This is a genomic window from Celeribacter sp. SCSIO 80788 (assembly GCF_051054295.1).
GTDB lineage: Bacteria > Pseudomonadota > Alphaproteobacteria > Rhodobacterales > Rhodobacteraceae > Celeribacter.
Window position 1 is genome coordinate 2552499 of sequence record NZ_CP150482.1, and the last position, 23092, is coordinate 2575590.

General features: G+C 59.5%; 19 protein-coding genes. 3 read left to right on the forward strand and 16 right to left on the reverse strand.

Annotation, left to right across the window (positions count from 1 at the left end):
- Positions 1–17 precede the first annotated feature (17 nt).
- Positions 18–797, forward strand: coding sequence for a transglutaminase family protein (locus V1471_RS12860; protein WP_434289278.1), 780 nt, complete (start codon positions 18–20; stop codon positions 795–797).
- 145 nt (positions 798–942) lie between these two features.
- On the opposite strand, the gene rplP is transcribed toward V1471_RS12860, so the two are convergent.
- From rplP to rplB, 5 genes are read right to left on the reverse strand one after another with little or no spacing between them, the layout of a single operon-like run.
- Positions 943–1356: a 50S ribosomal protein L16 gene (gene rplP, locus V1471_RS12865; RefSeq protein WP_434289280.1), complete on the reverse strand. Its 414-nt coding sequence runs from the start codon at positions 1354–1356 to the stop codon at positions 943–945.
- A gap of 14 nt (positions 1357–1370) precedes the next feature.
- Positions 1371–2081 carry a 30S ribosomal protein S3 gene (rpsC, locus tag V1471_RS12870; protein WP_434289281.1) on the reverse strand — a complete coding sequence of 237 codons (711 nt, stop codon included), beginning with the start codon at positions 2079–2081 and terminating at the stop codon, positions 1371–1373.
- Complete coding sequence (gene rplV / locus V1471_RS12875; RefSeq protein ID WP_434289283.1) at positions 2081–2461, reverse strand: 50S ribosomal protein L22; 381 nt, start codon at positions 2459–2461, stop codon at positions 2081–2083. Before rplV ends, rpsC begins: the two co-directional genes overlap by 1 nt.
- A 3-nt stretch (positions 2462–2464) precedes the next feature.
- Positions 2465–2743 (reverse strand): 30S ribosomal protein S19, encoded by a 279-nt coding sequence (gene rpsS / locus V1471_RS12880; RefSeq protein ID WP_066707042.1) that lies wholly within the window; start codon positions 2741–2743, stop codon positions 2465–2467.
- Positions 2744–2746: 3 nt separating this feature from the next.
- The gene (gene rplB, locus V1471_RS12885) at positions 2747–3586 is read right to left on the reverse strand and encodes a 50S ribosomal protein L2 (RefSeq protein WP_066707040.1); all 840 of its coding nucleotides are present in this window, start codon (positions 3584–3586) and stop codon (positions 2747–2749) included.
- 509 nt (positions 3587–4095) lie between these two features.
- Between rplB and V1471_RS12890 the strand changes: the two genes are divergently transcribed.
- The gene (locus V1471_RS12890; RefSeq protein ID WP_434289285.1) at positions 4096–5004 is read left to right on the forward strand and encodes a hypothetical protein; all 909 of its coding nucleotides are present in this window, start codon (positions 4096–4098) and stop codon (positions 5002–5004) included.
- Between the two features lie 77 nt (positions 5005–5081).
- Here V1471_RS12890 and V1471_RS12895 read toward each other — a convergent pair whose 3' ends face one another.
- The 9 genes from V1471_RS12895 to V1471_RS12935 all read right to left on the reverse strand — a co-directional run bounded on the left by V1471_RS12895 (position 5082) and on the right by V1471_RS12935 (position 13419).
- On the reverse strand, positions 5082–5378 hold the full coding sequence (locus V1471_RS12895; RefSeq protein ID WP_096806453.1) for a 50S ribosomal protein L23: 297 nt from the start codon (positions 5376–5378) through the stop codon (positions 5082–5084).
- The gene (gene rplD / locus V1471_RS12900) at positions 5375–5995 is read right to left on the reverse strand and encodes a 50S ribosomal protein L4 (protein ID WP_066707025.1); all 621 of its coding nucleotides are present in this window, start codon (positions 5993–5995) and stop codon (positions 5375–5377) included. Before rplD ends, V1471_RS12895 begins: the two co-directional genes overlap by 4 nt.
- Entirely contained in the window at positions 5992–6726 is a 735-nt protein-coding gene (rplC, locus tag V1471_RS12905) for a 50S ribosomal protein L3 (RefSeq protein WP_434290936.1), read from the reverse strand. Before rplC ends, rplD begins: the two co-directional genes overlap by 4 nt.
- Before the next feature lie 17 nt (positions 6727–6743).
- Positions 6744–7052 carry a 30S ribosomal protein S10 gene (gene rpsJ, locus V1471_RS12910; protein ID WP_066707020.1) on the reverse strand — a complete coding sequence of 103 codons (309 nt, stop codon included), beginning with the start codon at positions 7050–7052 and terminating at the stop codon, positions 6744–6746.
- Between the two features lie 956 nt (positions 7053–8008).
- Complete coding sequence (gene tuf / locus V1471_RS12915; RefSeq protein WP_434289286.1) at positions 8009–9184, reverse strand: elongation factor Tu; 1176 nt, start codon at positions 9182–9184, stop codon at positions 8009–8011.
- A gap of 69 nt (positions 9185–9253) precedes the next feature.
- On the reverse strand, positions 9254–11371 hold the full coding sequence (gene fusA / locus V1471_RS12920) for an elongation factor G (RefSeq protein ID WP_434289287.1): 2118 nt from the start codon (positions 11369–11371) through the stop codon (positions 9254–9256).
- A gap of 23 nt (positions 11372–11394) precedes the next feature.
- Positions 11395–11865, reverse strand: a complete 471-nt coding sequence (rpsG, locus tag V1471_RS12925) for a 30S ribosomal protein S7 (protein ID WP_066707212.1) — start codon at positions 11863–11865, stop codon at positions 11395–11397.
- Between the two features lie 12 nt (positions 11866–11877).
- A complete protein-coding gene (rpsL, locus tag V1471_RS12930; protein WP_008204009.1) occupies positions 11878–12249 on the reverse strand; it encodes a 30S ribosomal protein S12 in 372 nt (123 codons plus the stop codon).
- A 273-nt stretch (positions 12250–12522) separates the two neighbouring features.
- Entirely contained in the window at positions 12523–13419 is an 897-nt protein-coding gene (locus V1471_RS12935) for a DMT family transporter (protein ID WP_434289291.1), read from the reverse strand.
- A 124-nt stretch (positions 13420–13543) separates the two neighbouring features.
- Between V1471_RS12935 and V1471_RS12940 the strand changes: the two genes are divergently transcribed.
- On the forward strand, positions 13544–14542 hold the full coding sequence (locus V1471_RS12940) for a glycosyltransferase family 2 protein (RefSeq protein ID WP_434289292.1): 999 nt from the start codon (positions 13544–13546) through the stop codon (positions 14540–14542).
- A gap of 96 nt (positions 14543–14638) precedes the next feature.
- Here V1471_RS12940 and rpoC read toward each other — a convergent pair whose 3' ends face one another.
- Both rpoC and rpoB read right to left on the reverse strand, forming a co-directional pair.
- A complete protein-coding gene (gene rpoC / locus V1471_RS12945) occupies positions 14639–18886 on the reverse strand; it encodes a DNA-directed RNA polymerase subunit beta' (protein WP_434289294.1) in 4248 nt (1415 codons plus the stop codon).
- Between the two features lie 55 nt (positions 18887–18941).
- On the reverse strand, positions 18942–23078 hold the full coding sequence (gene rpoB, locus V1471_RS12950) for a DNA-directed RNA polymerase subunit beta (RefSeq protein ID WP_434289295.1): 4137 nt from the start codon (positions 23076–23078) through the stop codon (positions 18942–18944).
- Between the last annotated feature and the right edge of the window lie 14 nt (positions 23079–23092).

A 23092-nucleotide genomic window follows, 5' to 3' on the forward strand; every position in this document is an offset into this window, starting at 1 on the left:
GTTGAAAGGAGGCTCGCATGCGCTTCACCGTTCGTCACGACACTCTTTATCGCTATTCCGCGCCGGTGCGGCTCGGAGATCAGCTTTTGCGCCTCAAACCCTACGGGGTGCATGCGCTCGATCATCGCTATGAGATCACGCCCACGCCCGTCTGGCGCGAGGATGGGCCGTCGGCTTTTGGTACGCCGGAAACCCGTGTGGGTTTTGCGGGCGAAACCGATGTGCTGCACATCGTCAGCCGCTTTACCTGTGAGACGGGCCATCCGACGCCGGTCTCGGATCAGCCGAACATGGCGACCTATCTGCATCTCCTCCCCGAGGACAGCGTCGCGGGTTTTGCCCGCGATCTCATGCAGGAGGCCGGGGATGTACCGCGGTTTCTCGAGCTGCTGACCGAAACCCTGTACCGGCGGACAGATCGGCATATCCGGCCGACCGGCTATGCCCAGACGGCGGAAGAGACGCTTCGCATCGGCAGGGGCGCGTGCCGCGATCTCGCCGTGCTGTTCATCGCCGCCTGCCGCAGCCTTGGCATCCCCGCGCGCTTCGTGTCGGGCTATCAGGCCAAGGCAGAAACGCCGGACGGCAAGCGCCACCTGCACGCCTGGCCCGAAGTCTGGCTGTCGGGAGTGGGGTGGCAGGGGTATGATCCGACCCACGGGGTGGCGGTCGCGGACGGCCACGTCGCCCTCTCAGCCGCCCCGGATCAGATGGGGACGATGCCGATCGAAGGCGGGTTCTGGGGCGATGGGGTGTCGTCGGAGTTGGAGTTTGGGTTGGAGATTGAGGTGGGGTGAAAACCCCTCACCGTCGGAAAAACAAAACCCCTGCCGATTACTCAGCAGGGGTTTCTTTATTCTCAACCGGGGCGTGCTCTCATTGCTTTTCCATGAAAAGCAACTGCCGCACGCTGGTCAGAAAACGCTTACGCGTTTTCGACCTTTACCAGTCTTCTTTCGCGACCGTGCGGGTTTTAATCGGGAGTTTCATCGCAGCGAGGCGCAGAGCCTCACGAGCGACGTCTTCCGACACGCCGTCCAGTTCGAACATCACGCGGCCCGGTTTGACTTTGCAGACCCAACGGTCCACGGAGCCTTTACCTTTACCCATACGAACTTCGACGGGCTTCGCGGTCACCGGGGTGTCCGGGAAAATGCGGATCCAAACACGACCCTGACGCTTCATGTGACGCGTCATGGCACGACGAGCTGCTTCGATCTGACGTGCAGTGATACGCTCGGGCTCAACGGCTTTGAGACCGAAGGTGCCGAAGGTCAGATCCGAACCGCCTTTTGCTTCGCCGTGGATACGGCCTTTGTGCATTTTGCGGAATTTTGTACGCTTAGGCTGAAGCATTGATCAGACCCTCCTTAGCGACGGCCGCCGCGGTCACCGCGAGGTGCCGGACCGGCTTGGGCTTCTTCGGCGCGACGGTCACGAGCCTGCGGGTCGTGTTCCATGATCTCGCCTTTGAAGATCCAGGTTTTGATGCCGATGATGCCGTAAGCGGTCGACGCTTCAGCATGCGCGTAGTCGATGTCTGCACGCAGGGTGTGAAGCGGAACGCGACCTTCGCGGTACCATTCGGTACGCGCAATCTCAGCACCACCGAGACGACCGGCAACGTTCACGCGGATGCCGAGGGCACCCATACGCATGGCGTTCTGCACGGCACGTTTCATGGCACGACGGAAGGACACACGACGCTCGAGCTGCTGAGCGATGGACTCGGCCACCAGAGCGGCGTCGAGTTCCGGCTTGCGCACTTCAACGATGTTGAGGTGCAGCTCGGAATCGGTCATCGCGGCAACTTTTTTGCGGAGCGTCTCGATGTCCGCACCTTTTTTGCCGATGATGACGCCCGGACGGGCGGTGTGAATGGTCACACGGCATTTTTTGTGCGGGCGCTCGATGATGACGCGCGACACACCGGCCTGCTTGCATTCTTCCTTGATGAAATCACGGATTTTGAGGTCTTCGAGAAGAAGATCGCCGTAATCTTTCGTGTCAGCGTACCAGCGGCTGTCCCAGGTGCGGTTGACCTGGAGACGCATGCCAATCGGGTTAACCTTATGACCCATTAGTTTTGCTCCTCAACTTGACGCACCTTGATGGTGATTTCCGCGAACGGCTTCATGATCTTGCCAAAACGACCACGGGCACGCGGGCGACCGCGTTTCATGGTGAGGTTTTTGCCAACCCATGCTTCGGCGACGATGAGCTCATCGACGTCGAGGTTGTGGTTGTTCTCGGCGTTGGCGATCGCGGACTGAAGGCATTTCTTCACGTCCTGAGCGATACGCTTGTTGGAGAAAGTCAGGTCCGTGAGGGCCTTGTCGACTTTCTTGCCGCGGATCATCTGAGCCACGAGGTTCAGTTTTTGCGGGGAAACGCGAAGCATTTTGGCTTTCGCCATGGCTTCGTTGTCAGCCACGCGACGGGGATTTGCAACCTTACCCATGACTTATTTCCGTTTCGCTTTTTTGTCGGCGGCGTGACCGTAATAGGTGCGGGTCGGCGCGTATTCACCGAACTTCTGACCGATCATGTCTTCCGTGACGTTGACGGGGATGTGCTTCTGACCGTTGTACACACCAAAGGTGAGACCAACGAACTGAGGCAGGATGGTGGAACGACGCGACCAGATCTTGATGACCTCGTTGCGGCCGCTCTCGCGGGTTTTTTCGGCTTTCTTGAGGACGTAAGCGTCCACAAACGGGCCTTTCCAGACAGAACGTGCCATATCTTAGCGACCCTTCTTCCGAGCGTGACGCGAGCGAACGATGAATTTGTCCGTCGCTTTGTTCTTGCGCGTTTTCGCGCCTTTCGTCGGCTTGCCCCACGGAGTCACCGGGTGACGGCCACCAGAGGTACGGCCTTCACCACCGCCGTGCGGGTGGTCGATCGGGTTCATGACAACACCGCGGACGGACGGACGAATGCCTTTGTGGCGGTTACGACCGGCTTTACCGATGTTCTGGTTGGAGTTGTCGGGGTTGGACACGGCACCGACCGTAGCCATGCATTCCTGACGCACGAGACGCAGCTCGCCGGAGGAAAGACGGATCTGGGCGTAACCACCGTCACGGCCAACGAACTGAGCGTAGGTGCCGGCAGCACGGGCGATCTGGCCGCCTTTGCCCGGTTTCATCTCGACGTTGTGGACGATCGTACCGATCGGCAGACCGGAGAACGGCATGGCGTTGCCGGGCTTCACGTCAGCTTTGGCGGAGGCGATGACTTTGTCGCCGACGGCCAGACGCTGCGGAGCCAGGATGTAAGCCTGTTCGCCGTCTTCGTATTTGATGAGCGCGATGAACGCGGTGCGGTTCGGGTCATATTCGATCCGTTCCACGGTTGCAGCGACGTCAAACTTGGTGCGTTTGAAGTCGACGATGCGATAGAGACGCTTTGCCCCGCCGCCTTTGCGGCGCATCGTGATCCGTCCGGTGTTGTTCCGGCCGCCGTTCTTGGTCAAACCCTCGGTGAGAGATTTGACCGGGCGCCCTTTCCAAAGCTCCGAACGGTCGATCAGAACCAGCCCACGCTGGCCAGGCGTCGTCGGTTTATACGACTTGAGTGCCATAGTTTCTGTCTTCCGTTTGCTTTGGGTCATCTCATGTAGCCGATGCGGCTACGACCCGTTTTCGTCTAAGGCCGGGGTCCTTGCGGTCCTCGTCCCACACAAATCACGGGCCCCAAGAACGAATCCGGGGCCGTGAGATGGGCGGGGTATAGTGGGTGTTCGGGGTGGAGTCTAGTGCGGAGTGGAAATAATCCACTCCGGGTTGGATTTGAGCGCGAGCGCCTGCCCGTGAGGTGGCGCACCGGCGTCAGATCGGCGCACGTTATCCCAGCCAAGTTACTCCATGAAATGGCCGTTACACGAAGATGGCCAAAGCGCCAGCCCGATCCTGCTGGGATGACGCTTTCGGCGTGACACGGGCAGGCCTCGCGCAACGGCACGCCTTGATCCCGCGCGGTGGCGTATTGAAGCCGTGCCCTCACCGACAGAAACCCCATGCGCCCACTGTCGCCGCCGGGATTTCTCTGCCATGGTCAGCGGGCACATACCCGGGATTGGGAGAAATCCTTTTGATCAGTGTCTTCTTTGTCGTCGACGGTCCGAAACTCGAAACTCAGGCGCATTTCCTCGCCGCCTCCATCCTCCAACATATGGCGGGGCGGTGCCGGTTTTATGCCTATGTCCGGCCGGGAACGGAGCTGCCGGAGACACTGATGCGGCTGTTCGAGAAGGCCGGGATCGCACTGCGCTCCATCCCCGCGCCCGAAGGGCGTGACTGGCGCAAACCCTACCCGATCGGCAACAAGCTCCTTGCCGCCGCCGATGAGCGCGAGGGCGAGATCGCGGTCTTTCTCGACACGGATGTCGTGTTTTGTGGCCCCGTCGATTTCGAAGCGGCGCTCGGTGATGCCACCGTGGCGGCGGTGCTCTCGGACTTCCTCACCTCCGCCGTACCTACAGCGCAGGACTGGGAGCCGCTCTATGCGCAGATGGGGGTTCCCATGCCGCTGGAGCGGCCAGGCACATTGCGCCGCCCGAACCTCGATTACCCGCCCTATTTCAACGCCGGTGTCGTCCTGTTCCGCGAGCGGACCCAGGACGGAAACATCCACGTCGGACGGGAATGGCTCGACATGACGCTCGATCTCGATCACCAGGTTGCCTTTGCCGCGCAGCGGGACAATCTCGATCAGATCACCCTCTCCGCGCTCGGGGCCCGTTGCGGCACCCCGACCAAGATCCTGCCGCAGCGGTACAATTACAACATCATGGGCTGGGGCGATCCGGAACCGGGAAGCTGCGATATCGCGCATTATCATCTGATCGGTCGCCTGTGGAAAAGTCCGACGGTCGGAACGCCCACCCTGCGCGCCCTGCATGAGCATATGGGCGCGGAAGACCTCGCACGTTTCGTCGACCGGAGTCGCGCGTTCCTGCGCTGGCGGCGTGCAAAGCAGCTGTTGCGGCAGGTTGGGTAAGGCTCGACCGGCAGAACAAAAAGCCCCCCGGCTCTCACCGAGGGGCTTCTTCATTTCTCCAGATCTAAGCGCTGTGCTCAGAGACCGGTGGACACGTCGATCGCGTTGCCGTCTTCGAGGGTGACGTAGGCTTTTTTCACGTCCTTACGCTTGCCCGGCATGCCGCGGAAGCGTTTGGTTTTGCCTTTGGTGACAACGGTGTTCACCGCTTTCACCTTCACACCGAAGAGCGTTTCCACAGCTTCTTTGATCTGCGGTTTGTTGGAGTCGATGGCGACTTCAAAAACCACAGCACCGTTTTCAGAAGCCATGGTGGCTTTCTCGGTGATGATCGGCTTGCGGATCACGTCGTAGAGTTCAGCTTTGTTGGTCATTTCAGGCGAGCCTCCAGAGCTTCGACACCTGCTTTGGTGATCACGAGCGTGTCACGTTTCAGGATGTCGTAGACGTTGGCACCGATGGTCGGCAGCACGTCCACACCGGCGATGTTCGCAGCCGCAGCTTTGAAGTTCGCGTCGATGTCGGCGCCGTCGATGATCAGCACGCGTTTCCAGCCCTGTTCCTTGACAGCTTTGGCCAGCAGAGCGGTTTTGGCTTCGGCGAGTTTCGCTTCGTCCAGAACCACGAGATTGCCGGTTGCGGCTTTCGCGGAGAGCGCGTGTTTCAGGCCGAGCTTACGGAATTTCTTCGTAAGATCGTGGCCGTGAGACCGCGGGGTCGGGCCTTTGTAGATACCACCTTTGCGGAAGATCGGTGCCTTGCGGGAGCCGTGGCGAGCGCCACCGGTGCCTTTTTGGCGGTAGATCTTCTTGGTGGAGTAGGACACTTCAGACTTCGTCTTCACCTTGTGGGTGCCCTGCTGCGCGTTGTTACGCTGCCAGCGGACCACACGGTGCAGAATGTCAGCGCGCGGTTCGAGGCCGAAGAGAGCTTCGTCCAGATCCAGCGTGCCAGCCTTGGCGCCGTCGAGTTTGATCACGTCAAGTTTCATGCTTCACCCCCTTCTGCCGGAGCTTCGACAGCCGGAGCGGCGGTCGCTTCAGAGGCAGCGGATTTCAGAGCAGCCGGAAGCGGAAGATCAGCCGGAGCTGCTTTCTTCACGGCGTCTTTGATGGTGACCCAGCCGCCTTTGGAGCCCGGAACAGCGCCTTTGACCATGATCAGGCCACGGTCGGCGTCGGTGCGGACAACTTGGAGGTTTTGGGTGGTGACACGGGCAGCACCCATGTGACCGGCCATCTTTTTCCCTTTGAACACACGGCCCGGTTCTTGACACTGACCGGTGGAACCGTGGGAACGGTGGGAGATGGACACACCGTGGGAGGCGCGCAGACCGCCGAAGTTGTGGCGTTTCATGGCACCGGCAAAACCTTTACCGATGGACGTGCCGGAAACGTCAACGAACTGACCTTCGAGGTAGTGGTTGGCGGAGATTTCCGCACCCACTTCGATCAGCTTGTCTTCGTCCACGCGGAACTCAGCCACTTTGCGTTTCGGAGCCACGTTCGCCGCAGCGAAGTGACCACGCATGGCTTGGGAGGTCCGTTTTGCTTTTGCGGAGCCAGCGCCGAGCTGAACGGCGGTGTAGCCGTCTTTCTCGGTGGTGCGCTGAGCAACCACTTGCAGATTGTCGAGCAGAAGAACGGTCACAGGGATCTGTTTGCCGTCTTCCATGAAAAGGCGGGTCATGCCGACCTTTTTCGCGATAACACCAGAGCGCAACATCTCTATTGCCCTCCTCAGACTTTGATCTCGACATCCACGCCAGCGGCGAGGTCGAGCTTCATGAGCGCGTCCACGGTCTGGGGGGTCGGGTCAACGATGTCGAGAAGACGCTTGTGCGTGCGGATCTCGAACTGGTCGCGGGATTTTTTGTCGATGTGAGGACCACGGAGAACCGTGAACTTCTCAATCTTGTTCGGCAGAGGGATCGGGCCACGGACCTGAGCGCCGGTGCGCTTCGCCGTGTTGACGATTTCCTGGGTCGACGCGTCGAGCACGCGGAAATCAAATGCCTTCAGCCGAATACGGATGTTCTGGCCTTGCATAGCATTGCCTTTCGTAGGCTTATTGAGGTTGAGAGGAAGATGCCCGCTCATCGGGCACCCTCGTCGAACCTTATGAAGCGGGGGCTCAGAGTCATATCAGACCATTTGCGAATCCCTCTTCATGCGTTCTCCCGAAAGAGAACTCGCGCGATATAGAGGGGGATGGGCTTTATGGCAAGGTTTTTAACGGCGAGAGTCGGAACTAATTATAGAAGCGGCGCTGCGCGCCTCGTATGTTTAAAACAGATGCTGAGGAGGCACGCCAGTTTGATCCCAACATCTAGGGTAATAGATTAGGGTCAGTCGTGTAGCTTTTCTTTAATGACTATTTTGGCCCCCTTTATGCACCTCACCCGAGTTACCCTTTGCTCTACTTTGCTATTGCTATCTGCCTGCCTTTCTCAATCAGATCTTTTTTCAAGAATTGTTTTTGAAAACATAGATGAGGCGCGAGATATCTATAGTTATGCTCGGGAGGCTCTCATTGTTGAAATGCCCGGATTGGGCGGTTCATGCCTTGAAAGAGAAACTCATATTGTCTGCCGTTTTCCCGAGCGCAAAAAATCGTCCTGCGCCACAGATGTTGGTGTGTTTATGCGAGAAGATAGAACCGTCTCAGTAAGCGTACACACCTCTTGTACGCATGGTTTGGGGCCGACAGAGAAAGGCCTTAGGGAAGGTCGATACATCACCGATTTCCACAAAGAATTAGAACAGTGGGCCGTGATGTCCTTCGAACAATTCCAACCTCAGAAAAGAGAGCGCAGCTACTCCAACGCGGGGTTGGGCCAGATCGGTACGTTTTAGAGGCAATCGAAGAACGATTGTGCCCACTGCTAAGTAAAGAGCGTCGTGCGGTCGCCGATAGAAGCATGCGCCTCACGCCCCCTTAATCCTCCGAAACAAAAAGGGCCTCCCGAAGGAGGCCCTTTCTATGTCTCAGTTAGCAGAGCTAATTAAGCAAGGATTTTGGACACAACGCCCGAACCCACGGTGCGGCCGCCTTCGCGGATGGCGAAGCGGAGACCTTCTTCCATCGCGATCGGAGCGATCAGCTCAACCGTGAATTTCAGGTTGTCGCCCGGCATCACCATCTCGGTGCCTTCCGGCAGAACAACGGTCCCGGTCACGTCCGTCGTACGGAAGTAGAACTGCGGACGGTAGTTCGCGAAGAACGGGGTGTGACGGCCACCTTCTTCCTTGGTCAGAATGTAGACCTCGGATTCGAATTTGGTGTGCGGGTTCACGGAGCCCGGTTTACACAGAACCTGACCACGCTCGACGCCTTCACGGTCCACACCGCGCAGCAGAGCGCCGATGTTGTCGCCAGCTTCACCGCGGTCGAGCAGTTTGCGGAACATTTCAACACCGGTACAGGTGGTTTTCTTGGTGTCGCGGATACCGACGATTTCGATCTCGTCGCCCACGTTGATCACACCGCGCTCCACACGACCGGTCACAACGGTGCCGCGGCCAGAGATCGAGAACACGTCTTCGATCGGCATCAGGAACGGCTGGTCAACAGCACGCGCCGGGGTCGGGATGTACTCGTCGACAGCGGCCATCAGTTCCTTGATCTTCTCTTCGCCGATTTCCGGGTCACGGCCTTCGAGAGCGGCCAGAGCGGACCCTGCGATGATCGGAATATCGTCGCCCGGGAAGTCGTAGGCGGACAGAAGTTCGCGCACTTCCATTTCGACGAGCTCGAGGAGCTCTTCGTCGTCAACCTGGTCAACTTTATTCAGGAACACAACGAGAGCCGGCACGCCAACCTGACGGGCGAGCAGGATGTGCTCACGGGTCTGCGGCATCGGGCCGTCAGCCGCGTTCACCACGAGGATACCGCCGTCCATCTGGGCCGCACCGGTGATCATGTTTTTCACGTAGTCGGCGTGGCCGGGGCAGTCGACGTGCGCGTAGTGACGGTTCGGGGTCTCGTATTCCACGTGAGCCGTGGAGATCGTGATCCCGCGAGCTTTTTCTTCCGGCGCACCGTCGATTTCGTCATAGGCTTTGAAGTCACCAAAGTATTTGGTGATCGCTGCCGTCAGAGTGGTCTTGCCGTGGTCAACGTGGCCGATCGTGCCGATGTTGACGTGCGGTTTGTTACGCTCAAACTTACCTTTAGCCATAGAGGCCTCCTGTCTAATTCAGTGTGGGGATCGGAACACCCGATCCCCGATTTTGGGCTGAGGCGACGCTTACGCGTATTTCGCCTGGATTTCTTCCGAGATGTTGCTCGGCACCGGCTCGTAATGGTCGAACTGCATCGTGAACTGCGCACGGCCCGAGGACATGGAGCGCAGGGTGTTGATGTAGCCGAACATGTTGGCGAGCGGCACGAAGGCGTTGATCGCCACCGCGTTGCCGCGCGGTTCCTGGCCGGTCACCTGCCCGCGACGGGAGGTGAGGTCGCCGATGATGCCGCCGGTGTATTCTTCCGGGGTCACAACTTCGACTTTCATCATCGGCTCGAGCAGTTTCGCGCCGGCCTTTTTGAGACCTTCACGCATGCACATACGAGACGCGATTTCGAACGCCAGAACCGAGGAGTCGACGTCGTGGAACTTACCGTCGAGCAGCGCCACTTTGAAGTCGATCACCGGGAAGCCCGCGAGCGGACCGGAGTCCATCACGGATTTGATGCCTTTTTCGACACCCGGGATGTATTCTTTCGGAACCGCACCACCAACGATTTTGGATTCGAAGGAGTAGCCCTCGCCCGGCTCGGTCGGAACGATCTCCAGTTTCACCTCAGCGAACTGACCGGAACCACCGGACTGTTTCTTGTGGGTGTAGGAGTGCTCGATCTTGTGGGAGATGGTCTCACGGTAGGCCACCTGCGGCGCACCGATGTTGGCTTCCACTTTGAACTCGCGCTTCAGACGGTCGACGAGGATGTCGAGGTGAAGTTCGCCCATGCCCTTCATGATGGTCTGACCGGACTCGATGTCGGTTTCGACGCGGAAGGACGGGTCTTCGGCAGCAAGACGTGCCAGACCTGCGGACATTTTCTCCTGGTCACCCTTGGTTTTGGGCTCGACAGCAATCTCGATCACCGGATCCGGGAAGGTCATGGTTTCGAGCACAACCGGGTCTTTGACATCGCAGAGCGTGTCACCGGTGGTGGTGTCTTTCAGACCGGCCAGAGCGATGATGTCGCCAGCGAAGCCTTCTTCGATCTCCTCACGGTTGTTGGAGTGCATCATCATCATACGACCGATGCGCTCTTTCTTACCTTTGGTGGAGTTCAGGATGGTGTCGCCTTTGTTCATCACACCGGAGTAGATCCGGGTGAAGGTCAGGGAGCCCACGAACGGGTCGTTCATGATCTTGAATGCAAGACCGGAGAACGGCTCTTCGTCAGACGCGTGACGCGCGATGTTCCGAACCTCTTCTTCGTCGCCCGGTTTGAAGCCCATGTAGGCCGGGACGTCGAGCGGAGACGGCAGGTAGTCGATCACGGCGTTCAACAGCGGCTGGACGCCTTTGTTTTTGAACGCGGAACCGCCGAGCATCGGCACGAAGGACATCGACAGGCAGCCCTTACGGATCAGCGCGCGGAGCGTCGGAACGTCCGGCTCTTCGCCTTCGAGGTAGGCCATCATCGCGTCGTCGTCCATTTCGACGGCGGCTTCGATCATTTTGCCACGCCATTCGTCGGCCTGATCCTGAAGCTCCGGACGGATGTCTTCGAGAACCCAGGATGCACCGAGGTCATCGCCCTTCCAGAGCCACTCTTTCATCAGAACGAGGTCGAGGAGGCCCTCAAGCTCGGTCTCTGCGCCGATCGGAATAGCAACCGGAACCGGACGGGCGCCGGTGCGGTCTTCAATCATGTGGACGCAGTTGAAGAAGTCAGCGCCGATCTTGTCCATCTTGTTGACGAACACGATACGCGGAACCTTGTAGCGGTCAGCCTGACGCCACACGGTTTCGGTTTGCGGCTCAACGCCAGCGTTGGCGTCGAGCACGGCAACCGCACCGTCAAGCACGGCGAGCGAACGTTCCACCTCGATGGTGAAGTCCACGTGGCCGGGAGTGTCGATGATGTTGAAGCGGTGTTTCGGGGTTTGGGCGTTTTCACCGTCTTCGGTGCGTTCCCAGAAGGTGGTCGTCGCAGCGGAAGTGATGGTGATGCCGCGTTCCTGCTCCTGCTCCATCCAGTCCATGGTGGCTGCACCGTCGTGCACCTCACCGATGTTGTGGGACTTCCCGGTGTAGTAGAGGATGCGTTCCGACGTGGTGGTTTTACCAGCGTCGATATGCGCCATGATACCGAAGTTGCGGTACCGGTCGAGGGGATAATCGCGTGCCATTGGGCTCGTGTCCTTCGGTTTTGTTACCAGCGGTAATGGCTGAACGCTTTGTTGGCGTCGGCCATTTTATGGGTGTCTTCGCGCTTTTTCACAGCAGCGCCACGGCCATTTACCGCGTCGAGCAGCTCACCGGCAAGACGTTCTTCCATCGTGTTCTCGTTGCGGGCACGGGACGCGTTGATCAGCCAGCGGATGGCCAGAGCTTCGCGACGCTCGGTACGCACTTCGACGGGCACCTGATAGGTGGCACCGCCCACACGACGGGAGCGCACTTCGACGGACGGTTTCACGTTGTCGAGGGCTTCGTGGAAGACTTCCACCGGAGCTTTTTTGAGTTTCGACTCAACGCGATCGAGCGCGTTGTAGACGATTTTCTCTGCGACCGACTTTTTGCCGTCGATCATCAGGTTGTTCATGAATTTGGTCAGCACGCGATCGCCATATTTGGCGTCGGGCAGGACTTCGCGCTTCTCAGCGGCGTGACGACGAGACATTCTGAGATCTCCTTACTTCGGACGCTTCGCGCCGTATTTCGAGCGACGCTGTTTACGGTCTTTGACGCCTTGGGTGTCGAGGACACCGCGGAGGATGTGGTAACGCACACCCGGAAGGTCTTTTACCCGGCCGCCGCGGATCAGAACCACGGAGTGTTCCTGAAGGTTGTGGCTTTCACCCGGGATGTAGGAGATGACCTCGAAACCGTTGGTCAGGCGGACCTTCGCAACTTTCCGCATAGCGGAGTTCGGTTTCTTCGGGGTGGTGGTGTAGACGCGCGTGCAGACGCCACGCTTCTGGGGGCATTGTTCCAAGTGCTGCGACTTGGAAACCTTACGTTTGGGCTGACGCGGTTTGCGGATCAGCTGCTGAATCGTCGGCATAGGGCTCTTTCCCGTTTCCTAGACTTCTGTGAACCTCGGCTTTTGCCGGGGCGATTACGATGGTTGTGTCAGACGACATGCGCATAACACGAAAACCCGCAATCGTTCCCATTCCGAGGCGAACGACGCGGTGAGTTCCCAGAGGATGAGGGCCTCAAAGTGGCCCGCATCTTGATCACTACGATTTGAGAGTCGGCAAACAGAGTCAGACCCTGAGCCGGATGGGGCGCGGTATAGGTAGAGTCGAGAGGCTTGTCAACAGCTGCGGCCCTGTCAGGTCCGCCTGCGTTTCATCCGCGCCTCACGCAGCACCGTATAGATGCCCGTCGCCGCGATGGTCCCTGCCCCGCAGAGTGCCAGAAGGTTCGGCCATTCCCCGAAGGCAAAGAAACCGATCACCAGCGCCCAGATCAGCGCGGTATAGCGAAACGGCGAGACAAAGGACATCTCGCCCACCCGCATCACCGCGACCGAAAGCACATAGCCCACCAGCACAAAGCTGGCCGAGCCAAAGAGCTGGGCCGAGGTTTTCATCGTCATCGGTGCCCAGTCGACCCCCAAGGACAGCAGCCCCGTTGCGATCCCTACGGCCACGATTGCGCCGAAAGTCACGGTGGAATTCGGAACGCTCTCGTGCATCTTGCGCACGATGATGTCGCGCACCGTCACGCAAAGCATCGCGGCCACGGCCCAGAGCCCATAGGCACTGAACCCCTCCGTGCCGGGCTGCACGATCATCAGAACGCCAAAGAACCCGACAAAAATCGCGGTCATGCGCCGCCAGCCAAGCGGATCGCGAAACAGCAACCAACCTGCGATGGTGATCGACAGGGGCATGGTCTGCATGATCGCCGTGGCATTGGCGAGCGGCACATGTTTGACTGCGGTGAGGAAACACATCGCGGCAACCACTTCGGCAAACGAGCGCAGGACGACAAGCGCCCAGTCCCGCCGCGCAAGATTGAAGCGCACCGGGCCGATGATCGGCGTGAGGACCACATAGAGCATCACGAGACTCATCAGCGAGCGCACGAACAGCGCCTGAGAGATCGGCACCTCGGCCAGCACGCCTTTCATAAAGCTGTCGTTGGTGGTGAACGCCGCCATGGACAGCGCCATGAGCACCGCGCCACGGGTGTTGTCGGGCAGGCGTGAGAGCATGGTCGTCATGGGGCATCCTTTCCGTTCCCCGCTATCATCGCGCGCGGCCTCTGGGAAGAGGCCATGTGCCGGGCTTGCCCTGCGAACCGGGCCATGCATAGTGAACCGCAAGTTCGGGTAAGGGTGATCGGAAATGGGAGAACGTCTCGTCGTCACGACCATGCGCAACGAGGGGCCGTTCATCCTTGAGTGGGTCGCTTGGTATCTCATGTTGGGCTTCGACCATCTGGTGGTGTTTTACAACGACTGCACCGATCATTCGCCGGAGCTGTTGCAGGCGCTCGATGCGGCAGGCGTACTGACCGCCGTGCCCTATGTGCCCGAACCCGACCGCCCGGTGAAACAGACCACGCTGAAGCTGATGTCGAAACATCCGCGCATTCGGGCGGCAGACTGGGTGTTCAACATCGACGTCGATGAGTTTCTCGTGGTGCATGTCGGCGACGGGCTGCTCGACGATCTTCTGGCGCAATTCGATATGGCGGAGACCCATGCCATCGCCGTGCACTGGCGGTGTTTCGGGGACAATGGCTATCTGCGATGGGAAGACGTGCCGACCCACCGCCGTTTCCTCAGAACTTCCGAGCGCCGTCACAAGGGCAATGTGTTTTTCAAAACGCTGGTGCGCTGGCCGACAGATTTCTGGCGTCTGGGGGTGCATTCCCCGAAAGGCTGGCGCGGCAAGGGCGCCTGGGGCGCACCGCCCAACCAACTCAAGCGCTGCGACGGGGCTACGATGCGGCGCTATCATCCAAAAGACAGCCCGGTGATGATGACCCAGTCCCGCTGGATCACCCATGAATACGCCCAGCTCAACCATTACGCCTCGCGCACATGGGAAAGTTTCGCGCTCAAGATGGGGACGAAATCCACCGTTGCGGGCAAGGATCGCTACACGGAAACGTTCTTTCGCGGCAAGAACCGCAACGAGGAGCTGGACGAGAGCGCGTTGAAATACACGGATCGCTTCGATGCGGTCTATGGCGAGTTCTCCCGTGAGCCGGAGCTGATGCGGCTGCATCACCTGTGTTGCATGGATTACGTCGAACGGCTGGCCAAGGTGCATGGGTTTGACGCGACAAAAGACCCGCGGTGGGTGTTTCATCACAGCGAGGTGGTGCGGTTCACTTGACCGCATCGCACCTGACGCAACCCGCCGCTTCCCGCCATCCCCAAAGCAAAAGGCCCCGCGTTTCCGCAGGGCCTTTCGTTTTTCTGACAGGTCGACTTACTCGTCGAAGGAGCCTTCCGGGGTGTCGACGAAGAGCGTGTCTTCCGCCTCGCCGCCCATCACATCCATGATCGGGGCCGCGAGTTGTGCGGCGGCTTCGGCCTCTGCACGGGCTTCCTCGATCACCACGTTGTCGCGCTCGGCGGCAATGCGGCGGACGCGCTGGGTGGCGCCACCGGTCCCGGCCGGGATCAGGCGACCCACGATGATGTTCTCTTTGAGGCCGACAAGCTTGTCGCGTTTGCCCTGAACGGACGCCTCGGTGAGAACACGGGTGGTCTCCTGGAAGGAGGCCGCCGAGATGAAGGAGCGCGTTTGCAGCGAGGCCTTGGTGATCCCGAGGAGGATCGGCTGACCTTTCGCGGCACGCCCGCCCTTGGCTTCGGCTTTCGCATTGGCCTCGTCGAACTCGACCTTATCGACCGCTTCGCCCTTGAGCAGAGTGGTGTCACCCGAGTCCGAGATCTCCCATTTCTGCAACATCTGACGCACGATGACTTCGATGTGCTTATCGTTGATCTTCACACCTTGCAGGCGATAGACGTCCTGCACCTCGTCGATCATGTAGTTCGCCAGTGCTTCGACGCCCATGATGGCAAGGATGTCGTGCGGCGCCGGGTTGCCGTCCATGATGTAGTCACCCTTGTGCACGAAGTCGCCTTCGGCCACCGGGATGTGCTTGCCTTTCGGCACCATGTATTCGACGGGTTCCTTGGTGTCGTCCGACGGTTCGATCGTGATGCGACGCTTGTTCTTGTAGTCCTTGCCGAAGCGCACGTAACCATCGATTTCGGCGATGATCGCGTGATCTTTCGGGCGACGGGCTTCGAACAGTTCGGCCACACGCGGCAGACCACCGGTGATGTCCTTGGTCTTCGCACCTTCACGCGGGATACGCGCAACCACGTCACCGGCCTGAATGTCCTGACCGTCCTCGATGGAGAGGATGGCGTCCACGGACATCAGATAGGTCACGGGGTTCCCGGCTTCGTTGCGCAGCACTTCGCCATCTGCGTCGAGGATCAGGATCTCCGGCTTCAGATCGCCGCCACGCGGCACGGAGCGCCAGTCGGACACGATTTTCTGGGTCATGCCGGTCGCATCGTCGGTCTCGTCACGAACCGAGAGGCCAGTGATAAGGTCGACGAATTTCGCTTTACCGGTTTTCTCCGCGATGATCGGCAGGGTGTACGGGTCCCATTCGAACAGCTTCACGCCACGACCGATGGTCTGACCTTCGGTGACGAAGACCTTGGTGCCGTAACCGAGCTTGTAGGAGGCGCGCTCCACACCGTTCTCGTCCATGATCGCAAGTTTCATGTTGCGGCCCATGACAATCTGCTCGCCGTGCTTGTTCTCAAGCAGGTTCGCTTCACGGAACTCGATCTTGCCTTCCTGGTTGGATTCCTGGAAGGACTGCTGACCACCCTGAGCAACACCGCCGATGTGGAAGGTCCGCATCGTCAGCTGCGTCCCCGGTTCCCCGATGGACTGAGCCGCGATGATGCCCACGGCTTCGCCCTGGTTCACCAGAGTACCACGCGCGAGGTCACGGCCATAGCACATGGCACAGACGCCCTCTTCGGCCTCACAGGTCAGCGGGCTGCGGATGCGCATGGACGCGACACCGGCCGCCTCGATGGCGTCGGCTTTGCGTTCGTCGATCAGCTCGTTCTTCGACACCAGCACCTCATCGGTACCCGGACGCAGAACGTCGTCAGCGGACACACGACCGAGGATACGCTCGGCCAGAGTCGCAACCACTTCACCGTCGTTGACGGCGGCTTCGGCGGTCACGGCGCGATCCGTGCCACAATCGACTTCGCGCACGATACAGTCTTGCGCCACGTCGACGAGACGACGGGTCAGGTAACCAGAGTTCGCCGTTTTAAGCGCCGTATCCGACAGACCTTTCCGCGCACCGTGGGTCGAGTTGAAGTACTCGAGCACGGTCAGACCCTCTTTAAAGTTCGAGATAATCGGCGTTTCGATAATCTCGCCCGAGGGTTTCGCCATCAGGCCGCGCATCCCGCCCAGCTGTTTCATCTGGGTCACGGAACCACGGGCCCCGGAGTGGGCCATCATGTAAACCGAGTTCGGTTCCTGTTCGGCACCGGTCTCGTCGTACTTCGGCGCCGAGATGGTGTTCATCATCGCCTCGGTGACCTTGTCGTTACACTTGGCCCAGGCATCGACGACTTTGTTGTACTTTTCGCCCTGAGTGATCAGACCGTCCATGTACTGTTGTTCAAAGTCTTTCACCTGATCGCGGGTGCCATCGACGATGGTCCACTTGGTATCCGGGATCACCATGTCGTCCTTGCCGAAGGAAATCCCGGCCTTGAACGCCTCTTTGAACCCGAGGGACATGATCTGGTCACAGAAGATCACCGACTCTTTCTGACCGCAGTAACGGTAGACGGTGTCGATGACGCGCTGCACGTCTTTCTTCCGCAGAAGCTGGTTCACGAGAGAGAACGGTGCTTTTGCGTTGAGCGGCAACAGCGTGCCGAGACGCAGACGACCCGGGGTCGTCTCGTGACGCTCCCAAACTTCCTGACCATGCTCGTCGATCTGCTTGATCCGCGCGGTGATTTTGGCGTGCAGGTGCACTTCGCCGGCGGTCAGGGCGTATTCGACTTCCTCGATGTCGGAGAAAACCATGCCTTCGCCCTTCATCCCATCACGCTGCATGGTGATGTAATAAAGGCCCAAGATCATATCCTGCGACGGAACGATGATCGGCGCGCCGTTGGCGGGCGACAGCACGTTGTTCGTGGACATCATCAGGACGCGGGCTTCGAGCTGGGCTTCGAGCGACAGCGGCACGTGAACGGCCATCTGGTCCCCGTCGAAGTCGGCGTTGAACGCCGAACAGACGAGCGGGTGCAGCTGGATCGCTTTACCTTCGATCAGCGTGGGTTCGAACGCTTGGATGCCGAGACGGTGAAGCGTCGGCGCACGGTTGAGGAACACCGGGTGTTCGCGGATCACCTCGTCGAGGATGTCCCAAACTTCCGGACGTTCTTTTTCAACCAGCTTCTTCGCTTGTTTCACGGTCGAAGACAGACCTTTGGCCTCAAGCCGCGAGTAGATGAACGGCTTGAACAGTTCGAGCGCCATCTTCTTCGGCAGACCACATTGGTGCAGCTTCAGCTCCGGGCCGGTCACGATGACCGAACGACCGGAGAAGTCGACGCGTTTACCCAAAAGGTTCTGACGGAAACGACCCTGTTTACCCTTCAGCATGTCGGAGAGCGACTTCAGCGGGCGTTTGTTCGCACCGGTGATGACGCGGCCACGACGGCCGTTGTCGAACAGAGCGTCAACCGACTCTTGCAGCATCCGCTTTTCGTTGCGGACGATGATGTCCGGCGCACGCAGCTCGATCAGGCGTTTCAGACGGTTGTTCCGGTTGATCACACGACGGTAAAGGTCGTTGAGATCGGAGGTCGCGAAACGGCCACCATCGAGCGGCACCAGCGGGCGAAGTTCCGGCGGGATCACGGGGATCACGGTCAGGATCATCCACTCCGGGCGGTTGCCGGATTCGAGGAAGGACTCGACGATTTTCAGACGCTTGATGATTTTCTTGGGCTTGAGCTCACCGGTCGCCTCTTTGAGGTCTTCGCGCAGTTGTTCTGCGGTGGACTCCAGATCGATGTTGGCAAGCATCTTACGGATCGCTTCGGCGCCGATGTCGGCTTCGAACGCGTCCATACCGTAGAGATCCTGCGCGTCCATGTACTCTTCTTCGGTCATCATCTGACCATAGGAGAGGTCCGTCAGACCCGGCTCGATCACCACATAGTTTTCGAAATAGAGCACGCGTTCCAGATCGCGCAACGTCATGTCGAGCATGAGGCCGATCCGGCTCGGGAGCGATTTCAGGAACCAGATGTGCGCGACGGGAGCGGCCAGTTCGATGTGGCCCATGCGCTCGCGACGCACTTTCTGGAGGGTGACTTCAACACCGCATTTTTCGCAGACGACGCCGCGATATTTCATGCGCTTATATTTGCCACAGAGACATTCGTAGTCTTTGATCGGGCCAAAAATACGCGCACAGAACAAACCGTCACGCTCCGGCTTGAAGGTCCGGTAGTTGATGGTCTCGGGCTTTTTGATCTCACCGTAGGACCACGACAGAATGCGTTCCGGGGACGCCAGAGAGACCTTGATCTCGTCAAACGTCGACGGCTGCGCCAGCGGGTTGAACGGGTTGGTTGTGAGTTCCTGGTTCATCTATTGAGTTCCTCAGAGTGTCTCGGAAAGGGAGGGAGGGTAAAGGCCGAAGCCCTTACTCCTCACCCTCCGAGTCCAGGAGTTCCATGTTGAGGCCGAGGCCACGGACTTCTTTGACAAGCACGTTGAAGGATTCCGGCACGCCGGCTTCAAAGTTGTCTTCGCCCTTGACGATCGACTCGTAGACCTTGGCACGACCGGCCACGTCATCCGACTTGACGGTGAGCATCTCTTGCAGCGTGTAGGCGGCGCCATACGCTTCGAGAGCCCAAACCTCCATCTCCCCGAACCGCTGACCACCGAACTGCGCCTTACCACCGAGCGGCTGCTGGGTGACGAGGGAGTACGGCCCGGTCGAACGGGCGTGGATCTTGTCGTCGACGAGGTGGTGAAGTTTCAGCATGTACTTCTTACCAACCGTCACCTTCCGAGCGAATTGCTCGCCGGTACGACCGTCGAACAGGACGGACTGACCGGAGGTGTCGAACCCGGCACGGCGCAGAGCGTCGTTGATGTCGGCTTCTTTCGCACCGTCGAAGACCGGGGTCGCAATCGGCACACCGTTGACGATGTTCGAGGCGGCCTCGATGAGAAGATCGTCGTCCATGCCTGCGATGCCTTCTTCGAAGACTTCTTCGCCGTAGACGAATTTCATCGCATCGCGCACCGGGGTCATATCGCCGGAACGACGGTATTCTGCCAGAGCGTCATCCACTTGGATACCGAGACCGCGTGCGGCCCAGCCCATGTGGATCTCAAGGATCTGACCGACGTTCATACGCGACGGCACACCCAGCGGGTTGAGACAGAAGTCGACCGGGGTCCCATCGGCGAGGAACGGCATGTCTTCCATCGGAACGACGCGCGACACCACACCTTTGTTGCCGTGACGACCGGCCATCTTGTCCCCCGGCTGAAGCTTGCGCTTCACGGCGATGAAGACTTTGACCATTTTCATCACGCCCGGCGGCAGATCGTCGCCACGACGGACTTTCTCGACCTTGTCCTCGAACCGATGCTCAAGCGCCCGTTTCTGGGCCTCGTACTGAGCGTTCAGGGCCTCGACGATCTGGGCATCGTCCTCGTCTTCGAGGGCGAGCTGCCACCACTGACCACGGGACAGCTGACCGAGCAGCTCGTCATCCACGGTCACACCGGCTTTGACGCCTTTCGGACCTTTGGCGATGACTTTGCCCATGATCAGGTCTTTCAGACGCGCGTAGATGTTGCGGTCCAGAATGGCCATTTCGTCGTCGCGGTCCCGCGCCAGACGTTCGATTTCCTCACGTTCGATTTGCAGCGAACGCTCGTCTTTCTCGACGCCATGACGGTTGAACACGCGGACTTCCACCACGGTGCCGTAGTCACCCGGTTTCACGCGCAGCGAAGTGTCACGCACGTCGGAGGCTTTCTCACCGAAGATGGCGCGCAGGAGTTTTTCCTCCGGCGTCATCGGACTTTCGCCCTTCGGCGTGATCTTACCGACAAGGATGTCACCCGGCTCGACGTGAGCGCCGATGTAGACGATCCCGGCCTCGTCGAGGTTGCGCAGGGCTTCCTCGCCAACGTTCGGAATGTCACGGGTGATCTCTTCCGGCCCGAGCTTCGTGTCGCGGGCGGCGACTTCGAATTCCTCGATGTGGATCGAGGTGAAGACGTCGTCACGCGCAATGCGTTCGGAGATCAGGATGGAGTCTTCGTAGTTGTAGCCGTTCCACGGCATGAAGGCGACGATGATGTTCTTGCCGAGCGCCAGTTCCCCCATATCGGTGGACGGACCGTCGGCGATCACTTCGCCCTTCTCGACCCGTTGACCCACGTTCACCAGCGGACGCTGGTTGATACAGGTGTTCTGGTTCGAGCGCTGGAACTTGCGCAGACGGTAGATGTCCACGCCCGCATCGCCCAGCTCCAGATCGGACGTGGCGCGGATCACGATCCGGGTCGCGTCGACCTGGTCGATGATGCCCGCGCGCTTCGCCTGAATGGCAGCGCCGGAGTCGATGGCGACCTTGGCTTCCATCCCGGTGCCGACGAGCGGCGCCTCCGCGCGCAGAAGCGGCACGGCCTGACGCTGCATGTTCGCGCCCATGAGAGCACGGTTGGCGTCGTCGTTTTCAAGGAACGGAATGAGCGCCGCACCGACGGAGACCAGCTGTTTCGGCGACACGTCGATCAAATCGACGGAGGCCGGCGGGTTCAGCGCGTGTTCGCCCGACTGACGGGTGGACACGAGATCGTCGGTGAATTTGCCTTCGGCGTCGAGCGATGCGTTGGCCTGCGCCACGGTGTGACGCATTTCCTCGGTCGCGGACATGTATTGCACATCGTCGGTCACGTGACCGTCAATGACCTTGCGATACGGAGTCTCGATGAAGCCGTATTTGTTCACGCGGGCGAAAGTGGCCAGCGAGTTGATCAGACCGATGTTCGGCCCTTCCGGCGTCTCAATCGGGCACATGCGACCGTAGTGGGTCACGTGCACGTCGCGGACCTCAAAGCCCGCACGCTCGCGGGTCAGACCGCCCGGCCCGAGCGCCGAAAGACGACGCTTGTGCGTCACTTCGGAGAGCGGGTTGGTTTGGTCCATGAACTGCGACAGCTGCGAGGAGCCGAAGAATTCGCGCACGGCAGCGGCGGCCGGTTTCGCGTTGATCAGGTCTTGCGGCATAACCGTGTCGATTTCGACGGAGGACATCCGTTCCTTGATCGCACGTTCCATACGCAGAAGGCCGACGCGGTACTGGTTTTCCATCAGCTCGCCGACAGAGCGCACACGACGGTTGCCGAGGTGGTCGATGTCGTCCACGTCGCCATGGCCGTCACGCAGCTCGACGAGGCCTTTGATACAGGCGATGATGTCGTCGCGACGCAGGGTGCGCTGGGTGTCCGGCGCATCCAGATCGAGGCGCATGTTCATTTTCACCCGGCCCACGGCAGAGAGGTCGTAGCGCTCGCTGTCGAAGAACAGGCTGTCGAACAGGGTCGACGCGGCCTCAACGGTCGGCGGTTCACCCGGACGCATGACGCGATAGATGTCCATGAGGGCGGTTTCGCGGTTCATGTTCTTGTCGGCTTCCATCGTGTTGCGGATGTACGGGCCGACGTTCACGTTATCGATGTCGAGAACCGGAATATCGGTGATGCCCGCGTCCAGCAGCTCTTTGAGGGAGCCGCCGATCACGTCGCCGTCTTTGTCCATCTCAAGCGTCAACTCATCACCGGCTTCGACATAGATCGCGCCGTTTTCTTCGTTGATGATGTCTTTCGCAACGAATTTGCCGACGATGTGCTCGAAGGGCACGAGAAGCTCGGTGATCTGCGCTTCATCGATGATTTTCTTCACCGCCCGCGGGGTCATCTTGTCGCCCGCTTTACAGATCACTTCGCCGGTGGCGGCATCTACGAGATCATAGGTCGGACGGGTGCCGCGCACACGCTCGGGGAAGAACTTGGTCACCCAACCTTTGTTCTTTTCGAGCTTGAAATCGACCGTGTTGTAATAGGCGTCGCAAATTTGCTCCTGATCGAGTCCCAGCGCATAGAGCAGGGTCGTCACCGGCAGTTTGCGGCGACGGTCGATACGGGCGAACACGATGTCCTTGGCGTCGAATTCGAAATCGAGCCAGGAGCCGCGGTACGGGATGATCCGGCAGGCGAACAGCAGTTTACCCGAGGAATGGGTCTTGCCCTTGTCGTGGTCGAAGAACACGCCCGGCGAGCGGTGCATCTGGGACACGATCACACGCTCGGTGCCGTTCACGATGAACGTGCCGTTCGGCGTCATCAGGGGCATGTCGCCCATGAACACGTCCTGCTCCTTGATGTCCTTCACGGACTTCGCGCCGGTGTCCTCGTCCACATCGAACACGATGAGGCGAAGCGTGACTTTCAGCGGGGCGCTGTAGGTCATGTCGCGCTGCATGCACTCTTCGACGTCGTATTTCGGGGATTCGAGTTCGTAGCGCACGAATTCGAGAACGGCGGTCTCGTTGAAATCCTTGATCGGGAAAACCGACTGGAACACGCCTTTGATGCCTTCGCCGTCGAGCGGCTCGGGAGCGTCACCGGATTTCAGGAACAGTTCGTAGGAAGATTTCTGAACCTCGATGAGGTTCGGCATTTCGAGGACTTCGCGGATTTTGCCGTAAGAGCGGCGGAGCCGTTTTTGGCCAAGGAAGGACGATGCCATAAGCGTCTAAACCT